At 62.9% G+C, this 17,779-nt stretch carries 17 protein-coding genes; 11 read left to right on the top strand and 6 right to left on the bottom strand.

Annotated elements, in window-relative coordinates:
* The 3 genes from VTU_RS0119785 to VTU_RS0119795 form a co-directional block, all read left to right on the top strand.
* Positions 1–360: ATP-binding cassette domain-containing protein (locus tag VTU_RS0119785; protein ID WP_010107768.1), on the top strand; the 360-nt coding region annotated here is incomplete at its 5' end.
* Positions 357–1,181 carry an ABC transporter substrate-binding protein gene (locus VTU_RS0119790; RefSeq protein ID WP_010107771.1) on the top strand — a complete coding sequence of 275 codons (825 nt, stop codon included), beginning with the start codon at positions 357–359 and terminating at the stop codon, positions 1,179–1,181. The genes VTU_RS0119785 and VTU_RS0119790, both read left to right, overlap by 4 nt.
* A gap of 4 nt (positions 1,182–1,185) precedes the next feature.
* Positions 1,186–2,019, top strand: a complete 834-nt coding sequence (locus tag VTU_RS0119795) for a molybdate ABC transporter substrate-binding protein (protein ID WP_010107773.1) — start codon at positions 1,186–1,188, stop codon at positions 2,017–2,019.
* A gap of 9 nt (positions 2,020–2,028) precedes the next feature.
* On the opposite strand, the gene argF is transcribed toward VTU_RS0119795, so the two are convergent.
* Together argF and VTU_RS0119805 are read right to left on the bottom strand one after the other, a co-directional pair.
* Positions 2,029–2,949 carry an ornithine carbamoyltransferase gene (gene argF, locus VTU_RS0119800; protein ID WP_010107775.1) on the bottom strand — a complete coding sequence of 307 codons (921 nt, stop codon included), beginning with the start codon at positions 2,947–2,949 and terminating at the stop codon, positions 2,029–2,031.
* Positions 2,950–2,967: 18 nt separating this feature from the next.
* On the bottom strand, positions 2,968–4,164 hold the full coding sequence (locus tag VTU_RS0119805) for an aspartate aminotransferase family protein (protein WP_010107777.1): 1,197 nt from the start codon (positions 4,162–4,164) through the stop codon (positions 2,968–2,970).
* Positions 4,165–4,490: 326 nt separating this feature from the next.
* Here VTU_RS0119805 and VTU_RS0119815 point away from each other — a divergent pair, with 326 nt between their 5' ends.
* From VTU_RS0119815 to VTU_RS0119845, 7 genes are all read left to right on the top strand, one after another.
* Entirely contained in the window at positions 4,491–5,534 is a 1,044-nt protein-coding gene (locus tag VTU_RS0119815) for an ArsJ-associated glyceraldehyde-3-phosphate dehydrogenase (RefSeq protein WP_010107782.1), read from the top strand.
* A gap of 1 nt (position 5,535) precedes the next feature.
* A complete protein-coding gene (arsJ, locus tag VTU_RS0119820) occupies positions 5,536–6,780 on the top strand; it encodes an organoarsenical effux MFS transporter ArsJ (protein WP_040893384.1) in 1,245 nt (414 codons plus the stop codon).
* Between the two features lie 275 nt (positions 6,781–7,055).
* Complete coding sequence (locus tag VTU_RS28855; RefSeq protein ID WP_010107786.1) at positions 7,056–7,580, top strand: arsenate reductase (azurin) small subunit; 525 nt, start codon at positions 7,056–7,058, stop codon at positions 7,578–7,580.
* Positions 7,581–7,864: 284 nt separating this feature from the next.
* Positions 7,865–10,348, top strand: a complete 2,484-nt coding sequence (locus tag VTU_RS0119830) for an arsenate reductase (azurin) large subunit (RefSeq protein ID WP_029554582.1) — start codon at positions 7,865–7,867, stop codon at positions 10,346–10,348.
* A gap of 44 nt (positions 10,349–10,392) precedes the next feature.
* Positions 10,393–10,962 (top strand): DUF2867 domain-containing protein, encoded by a 570-nt coding sequence (locus tag VTU_RS30845; protein WP_010107792.1) that lies wholly within the window; start codon positions 10,393–10,395, stop codon positions 10,960–10,962.
* Positions 10,963–11,163: 201 nt separating this feature from the next.
* Entirely contained in the window at positions 11,164–11,676 is a 513-nt protein-coding gene (locus tag VTU_RS0119840) for a DUF1993 domain-containing protein (protein WP_029554583.1), read from the top strand.
* An 80-nt stretch (positions 11,677–11,756) separates the two neighbouring features.
* Positions 11,757–12,809: a cyclase family protein gene (locus VTU_RS0119845; RefSeq protein ID WP_010107799.1), complete on the top strand. Its 1,053-nt coding sequence runs from the start codon at positions 11,757–11,759 to the stop codon at positions 12,807–12,809.
* Between the two features lie 39 nt (positions 12,810–12,848).
* Here the strand turns inward: VTU_RS0119845 and VTU_RS0119850 are convergent, their stop codons facing one another.
* From VTU_RS0119850 to VTU_RS0119860, 3 genes are all read right to left on the bottom strand, one after another.
* A complete protein-coding gene (locus VTU_RS0119850) occupies positions 12,849–14,042 on the bottom strand; it encodes an aminotransferase-like domain-containing protein (protein WP_010107801.1) in 1,194 nt (397 codons plus the stop codon).
* Positions 14,043–14,136: 94 nt separating this feature from the next.
* A complete protein-coding gene (locus tag VTU_RS0119855) occupies positions 14,137–15,297 on the bottom strand; it encodes a LacI family DNA-binding transcriptional regulator (RefSeq protein ID WP_236610810.1) in 1,161 nt (386 codons plus the stop codon).
* A complete protein-coding gene (locus VTU_RS0119860) occupies positions 15,197–16,294 on the bottom strand; it encodes an aldose 1-epimerase family protein (protein ID WP_201766164.1) in 1,098 nt (365 codons plus the stop codon). The genes VTU_RS0119855 and VTU_RS0119860 overlap by 101 nt, the downstream gene beginning before the upstream one ends.
* 489 nt (positions 16,295–16,783) lie before the next feature.
* On the opposite strand from VTU_RS0119860, the gene nth reads away from it, so the two are divergent.
* Complete coding sequence (gene nth, locus VTU_RS0119865; protein ID WP_010107808.1) at positions 16,784–17,422, top strand: endonuclease III; 639 nt, start codon at positions 16,784–16,786, stop codon at positions 17,420–17,422.
* Between the two features lie 34 nt (positions 17,423–17,456).
* Here nth and VTU_RS0119870 read toward each other — a convergent pair.
* Positions 17,457–17,779 (bottom strand): aspartate/glutamate racemase family protein (locus VTU_RS0119870; protein ID WP_010107809.1); only part of this gene is annotated, 323 nt, incomplete at its 5' end.

A 17,779-nucleotide genomic window follows, 5' to 3' on the forward strand; every position in this document is an offset into this window, starting at 1 on the left:
GTTGCCGCGCGGAACGCGCGCACCCTGTCGGCGGGCCAGCAGCAGCGCCTGGCACTTGCGCGCGCCTGGGCCCTGAGGCCGGACGTGCTGCTGCTCGACGAGCCCACCGCCAGCCTGGACCCGCACGCCAAGCGCGAGGTCGAGGCGCTGCTCGCCGACTTCGCTGCTGCTGCCGCCGGCGCCGCGCAGCCCGTGACCATGGTGTTCAGCAGCCACAATCTGGGCCAGGTCAAGCGCCTGGCCCGGCGCGTGATCTATATGGAGCATGGCCGCCTGGTCGCCGACCTGCCGGTGCACGATTTCTTCAACGGCCCACTGCCCGAGGCCGCCCGTTTGTTCGTCAAAGGAGAACTGGTATGACGCATTGCAGGTTTTTTCGCGCCCCGGCGCGGGTCCGTCGTTTTCTTCTGGCCGGCGTTCTGCTGGCCTGCGGGGCCGCTGCGTCCGCGCAGAGCATCACGCTCGCATCGACCACCTCCACCGAGCAATCGGGACTGTTTGGCCAGCTGCTTCCCGCGTTCAAAAAGGCCAGCGGACTGGACGTCAAGGTGGTCGCGCTGGGAACCGGCCAGGCGCTCGACATGGGGCGCCGGGGCGACGCCGACCTGCTGTTCGTGCACGACCAGGCGGCCGAAGAGCAGTTCGTCGCCGACGGCTGGGGCGTGCAGCGCTACCCCGTGATGTACAACGACTTCGTCCTGGTGGGCCCGAAGGACGACCCCGCAGGCACGCGCGGCAAGGACATCGTGCAGGCGCTGCACAAGCTGGCCGCGGCGAACGGCAGCTTTGTCTCGCGCGGCGACAAGAGCGGCACGCACGCGGCCGAGCTGCGCTACTGGAAGCTCGCCGACGCGGGCAAGGGCAGCGGCTACAGGGAGTGCGGTTGTGGAATGGGCCCTGCGCTGAACATCGCGGCGTCCAGCGGTGCCTACGCGCTGACCGACCGCGGCACCTGGCTGAACTTCAGGAACCGCGCCGACCTGGCGATCCTGGTCGAGGGCGACACCAGGCTCTTCAACCAGTACGGCGTGATCGCCGTCAACCCCGCCCGGCACGCGCACGTGAAGGCGCAGGACGCGCAAAAGTTCATCGACTGGGTGCTCTCGCCCGCCGGGCAGGCGGCCATCGCCGACTACCGGATCGGCGGCGAGCAGCTGTTCTTCCCGAACGCCCCCAAATAGCGCCATGGCCTGCCGTTCCCGGGCAACTGCGGCGATTGCCGCGTGCGCCATGCTGCTTGGTGCCTGCTCCACGCCGACCGCGCCCGGGGCCGACGTTGATGCTGACGCCGACGCCGTGCAGGTCTACGCCGCCGGAAGCTTGCGCGCAGCCCTGACCGAAATCGCGCGCGAGCACCAGGCGCGCACGGGGCAGAAGGTGGCGCTGACCTTTGGCGCGTCGGGCCTGCTGCGCGAGCGCATCGAAAAGGGCGCGCCCGCGCAGCTGTTTGCCTCGGCAAATACCGCGCATCCCGAGCGCCTGGCGGCAGGCGCCGGCTGGCAGGCACCGGTGGTGTTTGCGCGCAATACCCTGTGCGCGCTCGGCAGCGAGAAGATCGACGCCACACCCGACACCCTGCTCGCGACCCTGCTGCGCAGCGACGTGCGGGTGGGCACCTCCACGCCCCGGGCCGACCCCTCGGGGGATTACGCCTGGGAGTTCTTTCGCCGGGCCGACGCGCTGCGACCCGGGGCCTACGCGCTGCTCGACGCCAAGGCCCTGAAGCTCACGGGCGGCGCCGACTCGCCCATGCCGCCCGCGGGCCGCAACGCCTACCTGTGGCTGATGGAGCAAGACCGGGCCGACGTGTTGCTGACTTACTGCACGAACGCGGTCGCAGCGCGGGCCGAACGGCCGCGCCTGCGGGTGCTGCCACTCCCCCCGGCGCTGCAGGTTGGGGCGGCTTACGCGATGACGCTGCGCCAGGGCGCAGCCCCCGCAGCGCAGGCATTTGCCCTGGCGCTGCGGCAACCGGCGGCGCAGGCGGCGCTGCAGCGGCTGGGGTTTGAGTTGCCCTGAGCCGGGCGCTTATGCGTCGCGGCCCAGCAGAAGGTATTCCATGAGCGCCTTCTGCGCGTGCATGCGGTTCTCTGCCTCGTCCCAGACGACGGACTGGGGGCCGTCGAGCACGTCGGCCTGCACCTCCTCGCCGCGGTGCGCGGGCAGGCAGTGCATGAACAGCGCGTCGGGCCGGGCCGCGGCCATCATCTCGGCGTCCACGCACCAGTCGGCGAAGGCCCTCTTGCGCGCCTCGTTCTCGGCCTCGTAGCCCATGCTGGTCCAGACATCGGTGGTGACCAGGTCGGCGCCCGCGCAGGCGGCCAGCGGGTCGGCAAAGAACCGGTAGCTTTCGGTGCCGACGTCCCGCGCGCCTGCGGTCCATTTTTCATCGATTTCGTAGCCGCGCGGCGTGCTCACGTGCACCTTGAAGCCGAGCAGCGCGGCGGCTTGCAGCCACGTGTTGGCCATGTTGTTGCCGTCGCCCACCCAGGCCACCGTGCGGCCCTGGATGGGGCCGCGGTGTTCGATGAAGGTGAAGATGTCCGCCAGGATCTGGCAGGGGTGGAACTCATTCGTCAGGCCGTTGATCACGGGAACGCGCGAGTGCGCGGCGAAGCGCTCGATGCGCGCCTGCTCGTAGGTGCGGATCATCACCAGATCGACCATGCGGCTGATGACCCGGGCGCTGTCCTCGATGGGCTCGGCGCGGCCCAGCTGGCTGTCCCCCGTGGTCAGATGCACCACGCTGCCGCCGAGCTGGTACATGCCCGCCTCGAAGCTCACGCGCGTGCGCGTGCTCGCCTTCTCGAAGATCATGGCCAGCGTGCGGTCCACCAGCGGGTGGTGCTTTTCGTAGGCTTTGAACTTCCTCTTGATGTGCGCCGCGCGCTCGAACAGGTGGGCGTATTCGTCGGCGTCCAGGTCGTTGAATTGCAGGTAATGCTTCATGGGGTTTCCTGCTGCGCCTCACTCGGCCAGAATCGCCCGCACCAGCGGGACCAGTTTCGCGACGATCTCGTCGGCCTCGGCGCTGCACAGGATCAGCGGGGGCAGGAGGCGGATCACGCGGTCTGCGGTCACGTTCAGCAGCAGCCCGGCTTCGGCCGCGCGCGCGATCAGCGCGCCGCAGGGCCGGTCCAGCTCAATACCCAGCATCAGGCCCTGGCCCCGGATGTCGTTGACTCCGGCCAAGCCGCCGAGTTTGCGCTCGAGCGCCGCCCGCAGCTGCGCGCCCACGGTGGCGGCGTTGTGCAGCAGGCCGTCTTCTTCGATGATGCGCAGCGTCTCGACGCCCGCGCGCATGGCCAGCGGATTGCCGCCAAAGGTGCTGCCATGGTTGCCCGGTTGCAGCACGTTCGCGGCCCTGGGGCCGGCCACGACGGCGCCGATCGGAACACCCGACCCCAGGCCCTTGGCCAGGGGCATCACGTCGGGGACGATGCCCGCCCATTGGTGGGCAAACCATTTGCCGGTGCGCGCCGTTCCGCACTGCACTTCGTCGGCCATCATGAGCCAGCCGCGCGCGTCGCAGAGCCTGCGCAGCTGCTGCAGATACTCGGTGTGCAGGGGGTTGACTCCGCCCTCGCCCTGTATGCTCTCGAAGAACACGGCGACCACGTCGGGCCGGTTCGCGGTGGCCTGTTCGATGGCCCGGATGTCGTTCAGCGGCACGCGCACGAAGCCCTCGACCAGCGGGCCAAAGCCGCTGCGGACCTTGGGGTTGTCCGTGGCCGCCATGGAGGCGAAGGAGCGGCCATGAAAGGCCTTCTCGTAGACCACGATCTCGGGCCGGGCGATGCCCTGGTCCACGCCGTACTTGCGCGCGATCTTGAGCGCCGCCTCGTTCGCCTCCAGCCCCGAGTTGCAGAAGAACACATTGCGCATTCCCGAAAGTTCCACCAGCTTCGCGGCCAGCGCCTCCTGCAGGGGCACGTGGTAGTAGTTGGAGGAATGGATGATCTGCGTGAGCTGCTGCTGCAAGGCCGCAACCAGCTTGGCGTGGTTATGGCCCAGCGTGTTCACGCCGACTCCGCTCAGGCCGTCGAGGTATTCCTTGCCGTTCACGTCCCAGACTCGGCAGCCCTGCCCGCGCACCAGCGCGATCGGTGCGCGGCCATAGGTGTTCATCAAATGGGGCGAGGCGGCCTCGATGCGAGCGGTCATGCACAAATCTCCAGAAGGGTGCGGTGGCGGGGCGGCCGGCGGCCACCCCCATATCGCCGAAAAGGCGAAGCGCGATTCTAGTGTTGATGCGCGGCTTATGAAATACACTTTCGCGTCGGGAGCCGTTGGCGCAGCGTGCATCCTCGTTCATGAATCCGGGCGACCTCGATCCCGGGATCGATCTGGTATTCAAGCGCATTTTCTCGTGCGCGGATTGGCTCTGAGGATTTTTTGGATGTTGTTTCACTTCAGGTGCCAGTCATCTAACTGTCATTCGATCATGCTACCCTTGATGGATAAAGGAAAAGAGGCATGCGATGAAAGTGATGAAAGTGGGCATCAACGGGATGGGCCGCATCGGTCGTTTGGCCCTTCGTGCGGCGCTAGGCGCCGCAGAGCGCCAGCCCGATGACCCCCGCGCCGGCAATCGCCTGGAAGTCGTTCATCTGAACGAAATCAAGGGCGAAGCAAACGCAACCGCGCATTTGCTCGCGTTCGATACGGTGCAAGGCAGGTGGCGCGAGAATATCCGCGCCGAGGGTGACAAGGCCATTGTCATTGGCAGCAAGCGGCTCTCGTTCAGCGCGCATCCCGCTGCGGCAGAGATCCCATGGGGCGAACTGGGGGTGGACACCGTCTTGGAATGCACAGGGAAATTCCTGAATCCCGAGTCCCTCCAGGGGCACCTTGACCGAGGTGCGAAAAGGATCATCGTGGCGGCTCCTGTGAAAGTTGGGGACGTTCTGAACGTCGTGGTCGGCGTCAATCATGAACTCTACGACCCCGCCAGGAACCGCATCGTCACGGCCGCTTCCTGCACTACGAACTGCCTGGCACCGGTGGTGAAGGTGGTACACGAAAATATCGGCATCAAGCATGGGCAGATTACGACCCTGCACAGCCCGACCAACACCAATGTGGTCGTGGACGCTACGCACAAGGACCTGCGCCGCGCCCGCAGTGCCATGCAGAGTCTGGCGCCGACGACGACGGGTAGCGCCAGTGCCATTGCACTGATTTATCCCGAACTTAAGGGCCGGCTCAATGGTCATGCGGTGCGTGTTCCGGTGCTGAATGCTTCGTTGACGGACTGCGTTTTTGAGCTTGAGCGCAAGACCACGGCGGAGGAAGTAAACGCGCTCTTCAAACAAGCCGCCGAGTCCTGCCTGGCAGGCATTCTCGGTTACGAGGAACGACCCTTGGTGAGTGCGGACTACGCAGGTGACACCCGCAGTTCTGTCGTCGATGCCTTGTCGACCATGGTGACCGACGACTCGCTCCTGAAGGTCTACGCTTGGTACGACAACGAAATGGGCTACGCCTGCCGCATGGTTGATTTGGCCTGTCACATGCGTGAAGTCGGTGTTTGAGATGCAGGGTCACGCCACGCGCAACTACGCCATCGTCACCGCGGCCTACTGGGGATTCACCCTGACGGACGGTGCGTTGCGCATGCTGGTGCTGCTGCACTTCTATCGCTTGGGGTACTCGCCATTCGCTCTGGCCTTTCTCTTCCTGCTCTACGAAGCTGCCGGCGTGCTGGCCAATCTTATCGGCGGATGGCTTGCGACACGCCATGGCATCACACGCATGCTGACGGTGGGACTACTGACCCAAATCATCGGGTTCGCTTTATTGTCCCGGCTCGATTCCGCATGGTCGGACGCAATGTCGGTCGTATGGGTCGTTCTGGCCCAGGGCATATGCGGGGTCGCCAAGGACCTGACCAAGACGGCCAGCAAATCTGCCATCAAGCTCACTTCGGCAGAGGCAAAGCAACAAGTTGCGGGCCAACTCTTCAAGTGGGTTGCCTGGTTCACGGGCAGCAAGAATGCGATGAAGGGCGTAGGCTTCTTCCTGGGTGGACTGCTTCTGCAAGCGCTTGGCTTCAGGTTGGCACTCTGGGCGATGATCGCGTTGCTCGCGCTGGTGCTGCTCGGTGTCGTCACGTCGCTACCCAGGATGATGGGCAAGAGCAAGGCATCCCGATCCGCCAAAGAATTGTTCGCAAAAAACGCTGGCATCAACGCGCTGGCAGCTGCTCGCGTGGTGCTTTTCGGAGCGCGCGATGTCTGGTTCGTCGTCGGCGTGCCGGTCTTTTTGTATTCGCAAGGCTGGACGTTCACGATGGTGGGCGGGTTTCTCGCCGCTTGGACCATTGGCTATGGTCTGGTGCAGGCGCTGGCGCCGAAGATTGTCAAACGGAGCCCGGACGGTCTGAGCGAAGAGGTTCCAGCGGCCCGTCTGTGGTCAGCAATCCTGGCGCTTGTTCCGATCGCGATTGCCGTGGCGCTTGTATTGCAGGCGCCCTATCTGGAATGGGTTGTGGTGGGAGGGTTGGGTCTCTTCGGCTTTGCTTTTGCCGTCAACTCCTCCGTTCACTCGTACTTGGTTCTGGCCTACGCCGGCTCGCAGAAGACCGCCGAGGACGTTGGCTTCTACTATGCTGCCAACGCGCTTGGACGCTTTTTTGGAACGCTGATGTCCGGATTATTATACCAATGGGGCGGACTGATATATGCTCTCGGCGGGTCGGCCGTAATGCTGCTCATCTGTTGGCTGATCACACTCGCTTTGCCGGTAAGCGTGGACAAGAAAACCCCCGCAGTTGTTTGAAGGATACCCATGCAACAAACGGAAGTGGTCAAGGTCCTGGGAGTGTTGGCACCGGAAAATCGCCTTCGGTGGTTCAGGCTCTTGGTGATTATTGGTAAAGAGGGACTGGCGCCCGGGTATGGTCGCATATCCAAACTGTGTCGATTGAACCGGCGAATTTCAGGTTCAGGATGGACTGATACGACTTCTGTGCGACGAATTTCACTTCGATCCCAATGCGGGCACTCAGGTGACGCTCCCGGCACCAGAAGGAAAATATCAAAACGGAGAATAACATGAACGACGTCAGGATCGCGCGCCGCTTCTTTCTGAAGTCGGGTGGAGTTGCTGTGGTGGCAGGATCCACGGTCATCCCGATCCATAGTGTGAACGCTACCCCGGTGCCAGCAGACGCAATGGGAACTACGCTTTTGTATCCCCGCAAGGCCATCGGCAAGGTCAAGGGAATGCCTGTGAACCAAGCGATACCGTTCTCGTACCCCGATACCAGTTCACCGTGCTATGCCATCCGCATGGGCAATGCCGTCCCTGGTGGTGTGGGACCTGGTGGTGACATCGTTGCCTTCAGCTCAATGTGCACGCACATGGGCTGCCCAGTGACATATGACGGAGGGACACGCACGTTCAAGTGTGGATGCCACTACTCCATCTTTGACCCCGAAAACAGCGGGCAGATGGTCTGCGGTCAGGCGACCGAAGATCTCCCCAAGATTCAGTTGGAGTATAACTCAAAAATCGACTCTATCACAGCAGTTGGTGTTGATGGTCTGATTTATGGCCGCCAATTCAACATTCTCTGAGCGCATGTGAATTTTTCAATTTCAGCAACGAATTCGACGAGGCAAAGCACTCTGGCTCTGGAAGATGGCGCGATTGGAGCCGAAGTGCTTCTTAAGGGGCGAGTTTGCTTTGATGTAGCGCATCTTGGCGCGCCATGGTCGCCTGCAATGGCTTGTTCTGCACGTTTCAGGCTGCGAAGGCCAAGCTCAGAACCACCATGCGATTGAATTTGTGGTGACACTAATCGCGTAAAAACAAGTAATATTCGCACCGTCATTTATTTACAGACTCTGAGAAGCGCATCATGCCCACCAACATCAATGACCGCATTGCACTACCTCCGAAGGATGCGCAGAAGTCAAATATGACGTGCCACTTCTGCATCGTTGGATGTGGGTACCACGTTTACAAGTGGGACTCGAACAAGGAAGGTGGCCGCCCTGCAAGTCAAAACGCCTTGGGAGTGGACTTTACAAAACAGGTCCCGCCTCTGTCCATCACCATGACCAAGGCGATGACGAACACCATCACCGATAAGTCGGGAAAGCGTTGGAACATCATGGTTGTTCCTGATAAGGAATGCGTGGTGAACAGCGGTCTGTCATCAACGCGCGGTGGCAAGATGGCTTTGTACATGTACGCCCACGATGGCATCACCAAGGAACGGCTGAAGAATCCTCGTATCTTCCGTGGTGACCTATGGCTTGATACTGATTGGGACAACGCGATAGCGCTGTACGCAGGCCTGACAAAGAAAATTCTCGACAACGATGGTCCGAATGGATTATTTTTTGACTGCTTCGACCACGGTGGAGCAGGTGGCGGATTTGAAAACACGTGGGGTACCGGCAAGCTCATGTTCAGTGCGCTGCAAACCCAGATGGCCCGCATTCACAACCGCCCCGCCTATAACTCTGAATGCCATGCCACTCGAGAGATGGGCGTGGGAGAGTTGAACAACAGCTATGAAGATGCGCAACTGGCCGACACCATCTTCTGCACAGGTGCCAATCCGTATGAAACTCAGTCAAACTACTTTCTCAATCACTGGATGCCAAATCTGAGTGGCGCTACGGTGGATAAGAAAAAGAAGTGGTTCCCGGGAGAAACCGCTGCAGCTGCCAAGGTCATCATCGTTGATCCCCGCCGCACGGCAACCATTGCCATTTGCGAGCAAGTCGCGGGCAAGGAAAACGTACTGCACCTGGACATTGAGCCGGGCTCGGATACTGCATTGTTCAACACGCTCTTCAGCTATGTGGTCGACCAGAGCTGGCATGACAAGGACTTCATAGCCAAGCATACCAAGGGCTTCGAAGATGCTGTGAAGACCAATCGTATGAGCTTGGAAGATGGATCCAAGGCGACGGGCATCTCGGTGGACAGGCTCAAGCAAGCAGCAGACTGGGCTTACAAGCCGAAGGCATCAGGCCACCGCCCCCGCACGTTCCATCCCTACGAGAAAGGCATTATTTGGGGCAACGACAACTACGTCATTCAGAGCGCATTGGTGAGCTTGGTGCTGGCAACCCAGAATGTGGGGCGACGTGGCACCGGGGTGTGCCGTCTCGGTGGACACCAAGAGGGCTACGTGCGCCCTCCATACCCGGGCGACAAGAAGATTTATATCGACCAAGAAGTCATCAACGGAAAGGGATTGATGTATACCCTGTGGGGCACAAATCCATTCCAGACGACTCTCAACGCAGAGCAGCACCGCCGGGCTCTTAGCCGTCGCGCCAAGATAGTCAATGAGGCCATTGCAAAGGCTCAAGGAGCGAGCACCGAGCAACTCATTGATGTCATCTATGGCGCGTGCAAGAACAAGGGCGGGATGTTCATTGCAGCGATGAATCTGTACCCTACGACCATTTCCGAGGAGGCCCATTTGCTATTGCCAGCTACACACCCGGGAGAAATGAATGTGACCTCCATGAACGGTGAACGCCGGCTGCGACTCTCCGAGAAGTTCATGGATCCCCCGGGCACTGCGAAGCCTGACTGCCTGATTGCCGCAGACATTGCCAACTCTCTGAAGACCCTCTATCTGCGGGACAACAAAGCAGACATGGCCAAGCGATTCAATGACTTTGACTGGAAGAGTGAAGAGGACGCGTTTAATGACGGCTTCCGTCGAGCGGGTCGCCCGGGTGTGGGGCCCATCGATAGCCAGGGTGGTGACACAGGTTACATGGCCACGTATGCGTTGCTTCGCAAGGCCGGCAACAATGGTGTCCAACTCCCCATCAAGCGCATTGATGGCGACAAGCTCATCGGGACTGAAATCCACTACGACGACAGCAAATTCGATACGAAGGATGGCAAGGCCGAATTCAAGCCTGCCCCTTGGAATGGCCTGCCTCAGACGGTGGCAGCGCAGAAGGCGAAGCACAAGTACTGGATAAATGGGGGCCGTGCCAACGAAGTCTGGCAGACGGCATATCACGACCAGTACAACCCGTTTGTGCGCGACCGCATTCCGATGGCATTCATCGAGATGAACATGGAAGATGCTCGACAGTTGGGAGTCAACCCAGGTGATATCGTGGAGATATTCAACGACTACGGTAGCACCTATGCGATGGCCTACCCACTGAAATCAGTCAAACCCGGCCATACCTTCATGCTCTTCGGCTACATCAAGGGAGTGCATGGTGATGTAGTTACCAACTGGGTGGACCGCAACCTCATCCCCTACTACAAGGGCACATGGGGCAGTATTCGCCGAGTTGGCAGTGTGAATGATTATAAACAGACGATTTCCTTCAAGGACCGTCGATATGCGTAACGCATGCAATAACGCCTATTGGGCCATCAGGACTGGAAAAAAGAATGGATCAGAACCCCGAAAAAAAGCCGAGCATGGCGTATGGCACCCTTCCTGATAACTCGATGATTCGGGAGGAGGGGCGTGATTTTTCCTATGTCGATACCTGTACCGTGCTGATCAACCGGCAGGATATTGCCAACTGGGAGTTGCTTGCGGGATTCTTCCATTCGACACCCAAATGGTTTGACTTTCTGGCGAAGCTGCGCGACCGGGTGGTTTGGTTTTTTCGTCTCAAGACGGCATCCGGAGATCCCAAACGGATCTTGCCGCCCTATTTGCCGGGTCAGCAGATCGGGTTTTTTCAGGTCATCAAATTGTCTGACCGGGGAGTTCTGCTTGGGCAGGATGACAAACATCTGGACTTTCGGACCTCGCTCATGATGATGCCGCACCCCACGGGGACGGTGCTTGCCGTTTCAACCGCCGTCGAAACCAAGAACCTCCTCGGGCGGGTTTATTTCGCCATCGTCGGTCCGATTCACCGGTGGGTGGTTCCCGTGTTGCTCAAAGGCATGGTGCGGGTCATCGAGGAACGCGCCCTGCCGCCCGATTTCTACGCAAATACCAAATAATGTCTGCCCCCAAGGGCGCGGGGGCGTCCATTTTCGGATGGACCGCATGGCGAACGCAGTGGCTGAGCGCCAGCAAGCTCTTGCCGACGCGCTCGGCAAAGTCTTCTGCAATGTGGTGCAATGCGCTCCCGCCCGCGCCCGTTTGACATGGGGCATGGCGGCGCAGCCCCCTCCCCACACCGTTTTCAGGACATTTTCTCCATGACCTCTCCCATGTACGACGCCAGCGTCCCCGTCTTTCGCCAGATGCTGGGTTCCCTGAAGGACCTGCTCGCCAAGACCGAGGCCTACGCCACGGCACGCAAGATCGAGCCGGATGCGCTGCTGCAGGCGCGGCTGTTTCCCGACATGTTTCCGCTGGCGCGGCAGGTGCTGGTTGCCTGCGACTTTGCCAAGGGCGTCGCGGCACGGCTGGCGGGGGTGGAGCCGCCCTCGCTCCCCGATGCGCAGTGCCCCGGCTTTGCCGAGTTGAACGAGCGCATCGACGCGGTGCTGGCGTTTGTCGAGGGCCTGCCGGTCGCGCAGTTTGCCGACGCCGCGATGCGGCAAATCACCATACAGCCGGGTACGCCGCGCGAGAAGAAGTTCGTGGGCGCGCATTACCTGCTGCACTACGGCCTGCCGCAGTTCTTCTTCCATGTGACCACGACCTACGCGATTGCGCGCCACAACGGCGTGGAACTGGCCAAGCGCGATTACATGGGAAAGTACTGAGCATGCGCCTTGCAGAGCGATGACCGCGCAGCGCCGGGTCGTTGCGTTCGTCGGACTTTTTACCGGAAGGACAACGGAAGATGCCGCACAGCAACCGCAACAGGCGCTGGAAACACCGGCCCGAGGGCTCGAACTGGGGTGAATTCGGGGAAGACGATCAGATCGGGCGCATGCATCTGGTCACCGCCGGGAAAGTCCTGGAAGGCGTGCGCCAGGTACAGGCAGGGCGCAATTTCGTGCTTAGCCTGCCGCTCGACATTCCGGGGCGCTCGGTGCTCAACCCGAGCCGGCATCCGCCCGTGCTGCGCCCGACCCTGCGCAAGGGGCAGGTGAATTTCAAATGCCTGCTCGATCCCCGGCGCCCGGACGTTCTGTCCGACGACCTGGCCGTTTTGCATCTGCAGTACTCGACCCAGTGGGACAGCCTGGCGCACGCCGGCACCCGATTCGACGCGGATGGCGACGGCCTGCCGGAAACCCGCTACTACAACGGCTACGGGGCCGAGGACATGCAGGGCCCCGCGGGCGTTGAAGATTGCGGCCTGGACAGCGGGCCGCCCTATGCGGGAACGAGCCGCGCCCGGGCGCTCGGCATCGAGCAACTGGCCCGGACGGGCGTGCAAGGGGTGGGCGTGATGATCGATCTGGAGGCCCATTTCGGACCCGGCCGGACCTTGGTCGGCTACGACAAGCTGCGCCAGGTGCTCGACGCGGAAGCGATCGAGGTCGGTCCGGGGGATCTGGTGTGCGTGCACACGGGCTACGCCGAGGCCCTGCTCGGCATGCAGGGCAACCCGGACAGCGCCGTGCTGGCCGAAACCGGCGCCGTCCTGGACGGCTACGATGCGCGCTTGCTGCGCTGGATCGACGAATCCGGGCTGGCCGCGATCGCCTCGGACAACCTCGCCGTGGAGGACTATCCCTCGCGCAGCGACGACCCCTGCTGCAGCGCACTGCCACTGCACACGCACTGCCTCGTGAAGCTGGGAATCCACCTGGGCGAGCTGTGGCGCCTGACGCCGCTGGCGCATTGGCTCCGGGCGCATCGGCGCCACCGCTTCCTGCTCACGGCACCGCCGCTGGATCTGCCGGGGGCCGTCGGCTCGCCGGTCTCGCCCGTGGCCACCGTCTGAGTCCGTCCTGCCGGCGCCCGGGTCGCCGCGCACGGAATGTCAGATGGCCTGGCCCAGCCGGGCCACGCCGGCGCGGATCTGCTCCCCATCGGCCGTGGCGAACGACAGGCGCAGCGTGGCCTTGTCCGGTTGGGCGCAGAAGAACGGCGCGCCCGGAACAAGGGCCACGCCCTCTTCCAGCGCACGCTGGGCCAGCAGGCTGCCGTCGGCCACCTTGCCGCCCGCCCCCGTGAGGCGCAGCCACATGAACAGGCCGCCCCGGGGCGGGGTGAACGCGATCGCGTCGCCCAGTTCCCGGCGCAGGGCCTCGCCCATGGTCCGGGCGCGCTCCGCGTACACCGCGCGCACGCGCGCCAGCGTGGCGGGCATGCGGCCGGACCCGAGGTACTGGGCCGCCGTGGCCTGCGCATAGGTGCTGGTGTGCGCGTCGCTGAACTGCTTGCACATGCTGGCCTTGTCCAGCAGTTCGGCCGGGGCGACCATCCAGCCCACGCGCAGGCCGGGTGCGAGCACCTTGCTCAGCGAGCCGCAGTGCGCGAGCAACGCGCGGCTTGCGGGCACGCCGGCCGACAGGTTCAGCAGGCTCGGCGGCGGCGGGTCCGCGCCGAAGTACAGATCGCCGTAAGGGTCGTCCTCGACGATGAGGGTCTCGTGCCGGACGGCCATCTCCAGCACCTGCCTGCGGCGCTCCAGGCTCAGCAGGGCGCCGCTGGGGTTGCCGAAGGTCGGAATCAGGTACACGAATTTGGGCCGGTGCTCGGCGATGAGCCGCTCCAGCGCGTCGGTCCTGACGCCGTCGCCGTCGATGGGGGCGCTGATCAGCTCGGCGCCGTACAGGCGAAAGCACTGGATGCTGGCCAGAAACGTGGGGCCTTCCACGATGACCTTGTCGCCCGGGCTGATGAGCGTCTTGCCCAGCAGGTCCAGCGCCTGCTGGCTGCCGGTGGTGACGATGAGGTTCTCGGCTGCGAGGTCCCGGGCGCCCTTGCTCGTCATGAACGCGGCAAGCTGCTCGCGCAGGGGCTGGTAGCCCTCGGTGGCGCCGTACTGCAGGGCCGCACCGGGCGTCTCGCTGAGCGCCCGGAGGCTGGCCGCGCGCACGCCCTCCACGTCGAACAGGGCGCTGTCCGGAAAACCGCCGGCAAAGCTGATGATCCCGGGCTTGCCCAGCAGCTTGAAAAGCTCCCGGATGGCGGAGGTTTCTATGTTGTTCAGGCGGTCGGCAAATTGCATGGTGTGGGCGGCGGGTGGTGGGCGGGGCAGCATAAGCAGTTGGCGGTTTTTCGACAAGCGACGAAATCCCGTTGCGCTCCCCCGGTGAATGGGTTCAGGGCAGGTTTTCCCGGACGATCAAAGCGATCCGAAGGGGTTCGATTCCTTCCTGCGGTTTCTTGCCCTCGCGCAGATTCGCAAGGGTCCGCACGCAGTTCATCACTTCCAATTGCGGGTTCTGGTGAATCACGCCCGCCATGGTTGCGTCAATCAGAAAGCCCCGGGTCTCGGGGGTGAGTTCGTGCCCGACGAAGCTGACTTTTCCGGCAAGACCCGCTTTCTTCAGCGCCCGCCCGACACCCTCCGCGCCCCCGCCAACGTTGTAGATGCCGACCAATCTCTTGTGCTGGGCGATCAGCTCATTCGTTTGCTGGTACGTGCGCTCGGGGTCATCGTGTCCCTCCCGAACACCCGTGATCTCGAGTTCGGGAAAGCTCTCTTGCAGGAGATGCTGAAATCCCAGTTCCCGCTCGCCATGCCCCCGGTAGCTCAGGCTGCCACAAATCATCACGACCTGCCCGGCCTGGCCGCCGCTCCACTTGCCCAGCACCAAGCCGGCTGTTCTGCCGGCTGCATAGTTGTCCAGACCGATATAGGCGGTCCTGCGGGTATTCGACAGATCGGACGCGACCGTCATGACGGGGACTCCGGAGTCGACCAGGTGGTTGGTCGCATCCCGGACCAGAGGATGCTCCAGCGGGATGAAGGCAATCCCGTCAGATTTCCTCCCTTGCGCCAGCAACTCCTTGGACAGCGCCTCGGCGTTGAACGATTCAACCCAGCGAACCTTGCACTGCACGTTGTACGCAGCCAATTGCTCCTGCGCCCGCAAGGCAGATTCAGCCAGCAGGGAGATGAATCGATTATTCCCTTCGGGAAGAATGAAGCTCAGCCGCGTGCAAGCCGGGTGCAGCATCTTGGCCAGCGTTCCTTCCGGGATGTAATCCAGGCGCGCAGCGGCCTCCAATACCCGCTTGCGCGTCGATTCGCGCACCCCTGTCCTGTCGTGCAGCACCCGGTCGGCAGTGGCCACCGAGACGGCTGCACGGTGGGCGACGTCGGCGAGCCTTGCGCGGGCCCGAGGCGGCTGTTGCATATTCTTCGCAGCCGGTGCTTCAGTGTTCCCAATCTCCCGTCGGCACGGGAAACTCCTCCTGCGCGGGTGCGCCGGCTTTGGCGATGAGGCGCTCGTAGCGTGCAATTTCCGCAGCGCCATCGAGGATGTCGTAGGCCACGCCATACGCACGCTCTGCGCCTGCCGACAACCAGATCAACTCGCCCCGATCGCTGGCAAATTTCTTGCCGAGCACATGGTGTGTGCTCGGCTCGATGCCCATGACGTACATTCCGCTGCGGTAGTTCTGCCATTGGAGGTGGTGCGGGAATTGATTCGCATCCACTTGAATGCCAAGCCCCAGACCCCGCCCGGCGTCAAAACGGTCGTTCACCAAGGCCATGCGCACGACGCCTTCCGGGTCTGGCTGCATGGCATGCTCATAGACCTGCTCTTCAAAACAATCTTGGGGAGCACCCTGGGTGACGCTGCCGACGGCTTGCCATTGCAGATTGTCCGCATGCGATGCCCAGCGGGTATGCCGCACGGGGGCCAGGAATCGGCTGCCCTCGGACAGGACCGGATGGCCAATATTGATGTGGTACATCATCATGTGCGGTGTTTTCGAGAACCCCTCGTTCGTGACTCTGTCCCGGATCCTGACCTGGTTGCTGCCGACGCGTGCCTCTATTCGGCGCCACAGGGACAGATTTTCACCAAATACCGCGGCTTGTTTTACGAGACCCTCGGCCCACAGGGTGCATTCGTCGCCTTCCCAGGATTCCCCGTATCCGATCAACCGGCCCGGCGTGTGCGCGATGCGCCCATGCAGTGGGGAGAATACGCGCTTGCGCAAGCGGTATTGGTAGTGTTCGGCGGCCTCCTCTTCTGCACCCAGAATATGATCAAGACCGCATGTGACGTGCAGGCCGCTGAACGAGCGCAACCAGCCCAGACCGTCCTCGTCCGTGCTCTCGTGCAGACCCGGGTGACGAAATCCGGTGGGCGAGTGCCATCCGATGGGCGCGGCCTTGTACTCGCACATGCCGATGTCCAAGGCCCGGTCCACCATCACCCGGAATCTGAGGCCGGTGCCGGTACGAAATTCCAGGCAACGCACCCCGCGCTCCACGCCGTCCCCCAGGGTCAGGAGTTCCACGCCGGCAAACTGGGAGAACTGCCCGGAATACGCCGCAATCCCGCGCCGGGTCCATGTTTTGTCAAAAAGCTTTGTCATGGCTGCCCTTCGGGGCCGATTCGGCGCATGCAGTACCTGAAAAGAGGCTGCTGGCTGCCGGAGCGGAAAGCACCAGAGTGCAGAAGATACGAGGGTTCATTTTTGTCTCCAATCATTATTCATGCATCACGGTGTCGCAAATGTTCTGCTCCCGGCTCTACCTGCTTGCGGCCCCCGGGGCATTGAGGTGTTTTGGGGGGGATGCAAGCGCATTTCAGGCAGTCTGGCCAATGGCAAGCCGGGCAAATCATGTGCTTTGAATCCACTCTTTGCGAGTCAGATTCATGATGTGTTTTGAGGTGTTTTCATTGCGCATGATAGCGCCCCGGTGCGTAAGCTCAGTGTCTGAGTGGCGCTTTATGATGCCGCGTCCTGCACCGCCCGGTCCGCTTGCTCTCGCCCCATCGACCCATGAAAAAAGAATCCATCGTGCCCTTTTTCGCGGCGCTCGAGGCGGCCAACCCCACGCCCCGCACCGAGTTGGAATACACCAGCGTGTTCGAGTTGCTCGCCGCCGTGCTGCTCTCGGCGCAGGCCACCGACGTGGGCGTGAACAAGGCCACACGCAAGCTGTTTGCGCTGGCGGGCTCGCCGCAGGCCATCCTCGACCTGGGCCTGGAGGGACTCGAGGGCCATATCAGGACCATTGGCCTGTACAAGGACAAGGCGCGCCACCTGCTGCAGACCTGTCGCATTCTGGTGGAGCAGCATGCGGGCGTGGTGCCGCGCACGCGCGAGGCGCTGCAGGCCCTGCCCGGTGTGGGGCGCAAGACGGCGAACGTGGTGCTCAACGTGGCCTTTGGTCAGCCCACCATGGCGGTGGACACCCATATCTTTCGCGTGAGCAACCGCACGGGTCTGGCCCCCGGAAAGAACCCGCTGGCGGTGGAAATACAACTCCTGGAGCGGGTTCCGCCGGCCTACGCCGTGGACGCGCACCACTGGCTCATCCTGCTGGGCCGCTACGTGTGCCAGGCGCGCAAGCCCCGCTGCTGGAAATGCGTGGTCGCGCCCTGGTGCGATTTCGGGTCCAAGACGCCGGCGCCATGACCTTTGTCCATTGACCCCCGCCCCGTGGACATTCTCAGCCTGCCCCGAGTGCGCTGATCTCCGGCGACACGCCCTGCCAGGCGACGTCGAAACCCGCGGCCGCGCGCTGCGCCGGCGCCGGGTGCGCGTGCAGCGCCCAGTGCGCGCCGGCCACCACGCTGTCGATGACCGGAACGTCCAGCTGCGGCTGCACCGCGGCGGCCATGCCGGCCAGACCGGCCCCGCCGAGGATGAGCGCCTGCACCCCCAACTGCCGCACGGCGTCGCTGCAGGCCCGGGCGAGCAGCGCGCGCGCGGCCTCGGGGTCGGCCGCCAGTTGCGCGCCCGTGGGGGCCACGGTGTGGGCGAAATCCGCGC

The sequence above is a fragment of the Verminephrobacter aporrectodeae subsp. tuberculatae At4 genome (assembly GCF_000193225.1).
In the GTDB taxonomy this organism is placed as follows: Bacteria; Pseudomonadota; Gammaproteobacteria; order Burkholderiales; family Burkholderiaceae_C; genus Acidovorax; species Acidovorax aporrectodeae.

What these genes read in the sequence shown, in the direction of transcription:
- VTU_RS0119790 (WP_010107771.1), top strand. Translation starts at nt 357, where the DNA reads ATGACGCATTGCAGGTTTTTTCGCGCCCCGGCGCGGGTCCGTCGTTTT.
- VTU_RS0119795 (WP_010107773.1), top strand. Translation starts at nt 1,186, where the DNA reads ATGGCCTGCCGTTCCCGGGCAACTGCGGCGATTGCCGCGTGCGCCATG.
- argF (WP_010107775.1), bottom strand. Translation starts at nt 2,949, where the DNA reads ATGAAGCATTACCTGCAATTCAACGACCTGGACGCCGACGAATACGCC.
- VTU_RS0119805 (WP_010107777.1), bottom strand. Translation starts at nt 4,164, where the DNA reads ATGACCGCTCGCATCGAGGCCGCCTCGCCCCATTTGATGAACACCTAT.
- VTU_RS0119815 (WP_010107782.1), top strand. Translation starts at nt 4,491, where the DNA reads ATGAAAGTGGGCATCAACGGGATGGGCCGCATCGGTCGTTTGGCCCTT.
- arsJ (WP_040893384.1), top strand. Translation starts at nt 5,536, where the DNA reads ATGCAGGGTCACGCCACGCGCAACTACGCCATCGTCACCGCGGCCTAC.
- VTU_RS28855 (WP_010107786.1), top strand. Translation starts at nt 7,056, where the DNA reads ATGAACGACGTCAGGATCGCGCGCCGCTTCTTTCTGAAGTCGGGTGGA.
- VTU_RS0119830 (WP_029554582.1), top strand. Translation starts at nt 7,865, where the DNA reads ATGCCCACCAACATCAATGACCGCATTGCACTACCTCCGAAGGATGCG.
- VTU_RS30845 (WP_010107792.1), top strand. Translation starts at nt 10,393, where the DNA reads ATGGATCAGAACCCCGAAAAAAAGCCGAGCATGGCGTATGGCACCCTT.
- VTU_RS0119840 (WP_029554583.1), top strand. Translation starts at nt 11,164, where the DNA reads ATGACCTCTCCCATGTACGACGCCAGCGTCCCCGTCTTTCGCCAGATG.
- VTU_RS0119845 (WP_010107799.1), top strand. Translation starts at nt 11,757, where the DNA reads ATGCCGCACAGCAACCGCAACAGGCGCTGGAAACACCGGCCCGAGGGC.
- VTU_RS0119850 (WP_010107801.1), bottom strand. Translation starts at nt 14,042, where the DNA reads ATGCAATTTGCCGACCGCCTGAACAACATAGAAACCTCCGCCATCCGG.
- VTU_RS0119855 (WP_236610810.1), bottom strand. Translation starts at nt 15,297, where the DNA reads ATGGCGCTGCGGAAATTGCACGCTACGAGCGCCTCATCGCCAAAGCCG.
- nth (WP_010107808.1), top strand. Translation starts at nt 16,784, where the DNA reads ATGAAAAAAGAATCCATCGTGCCCTTTTTCGCGGCGCTCGAGGCGGCC.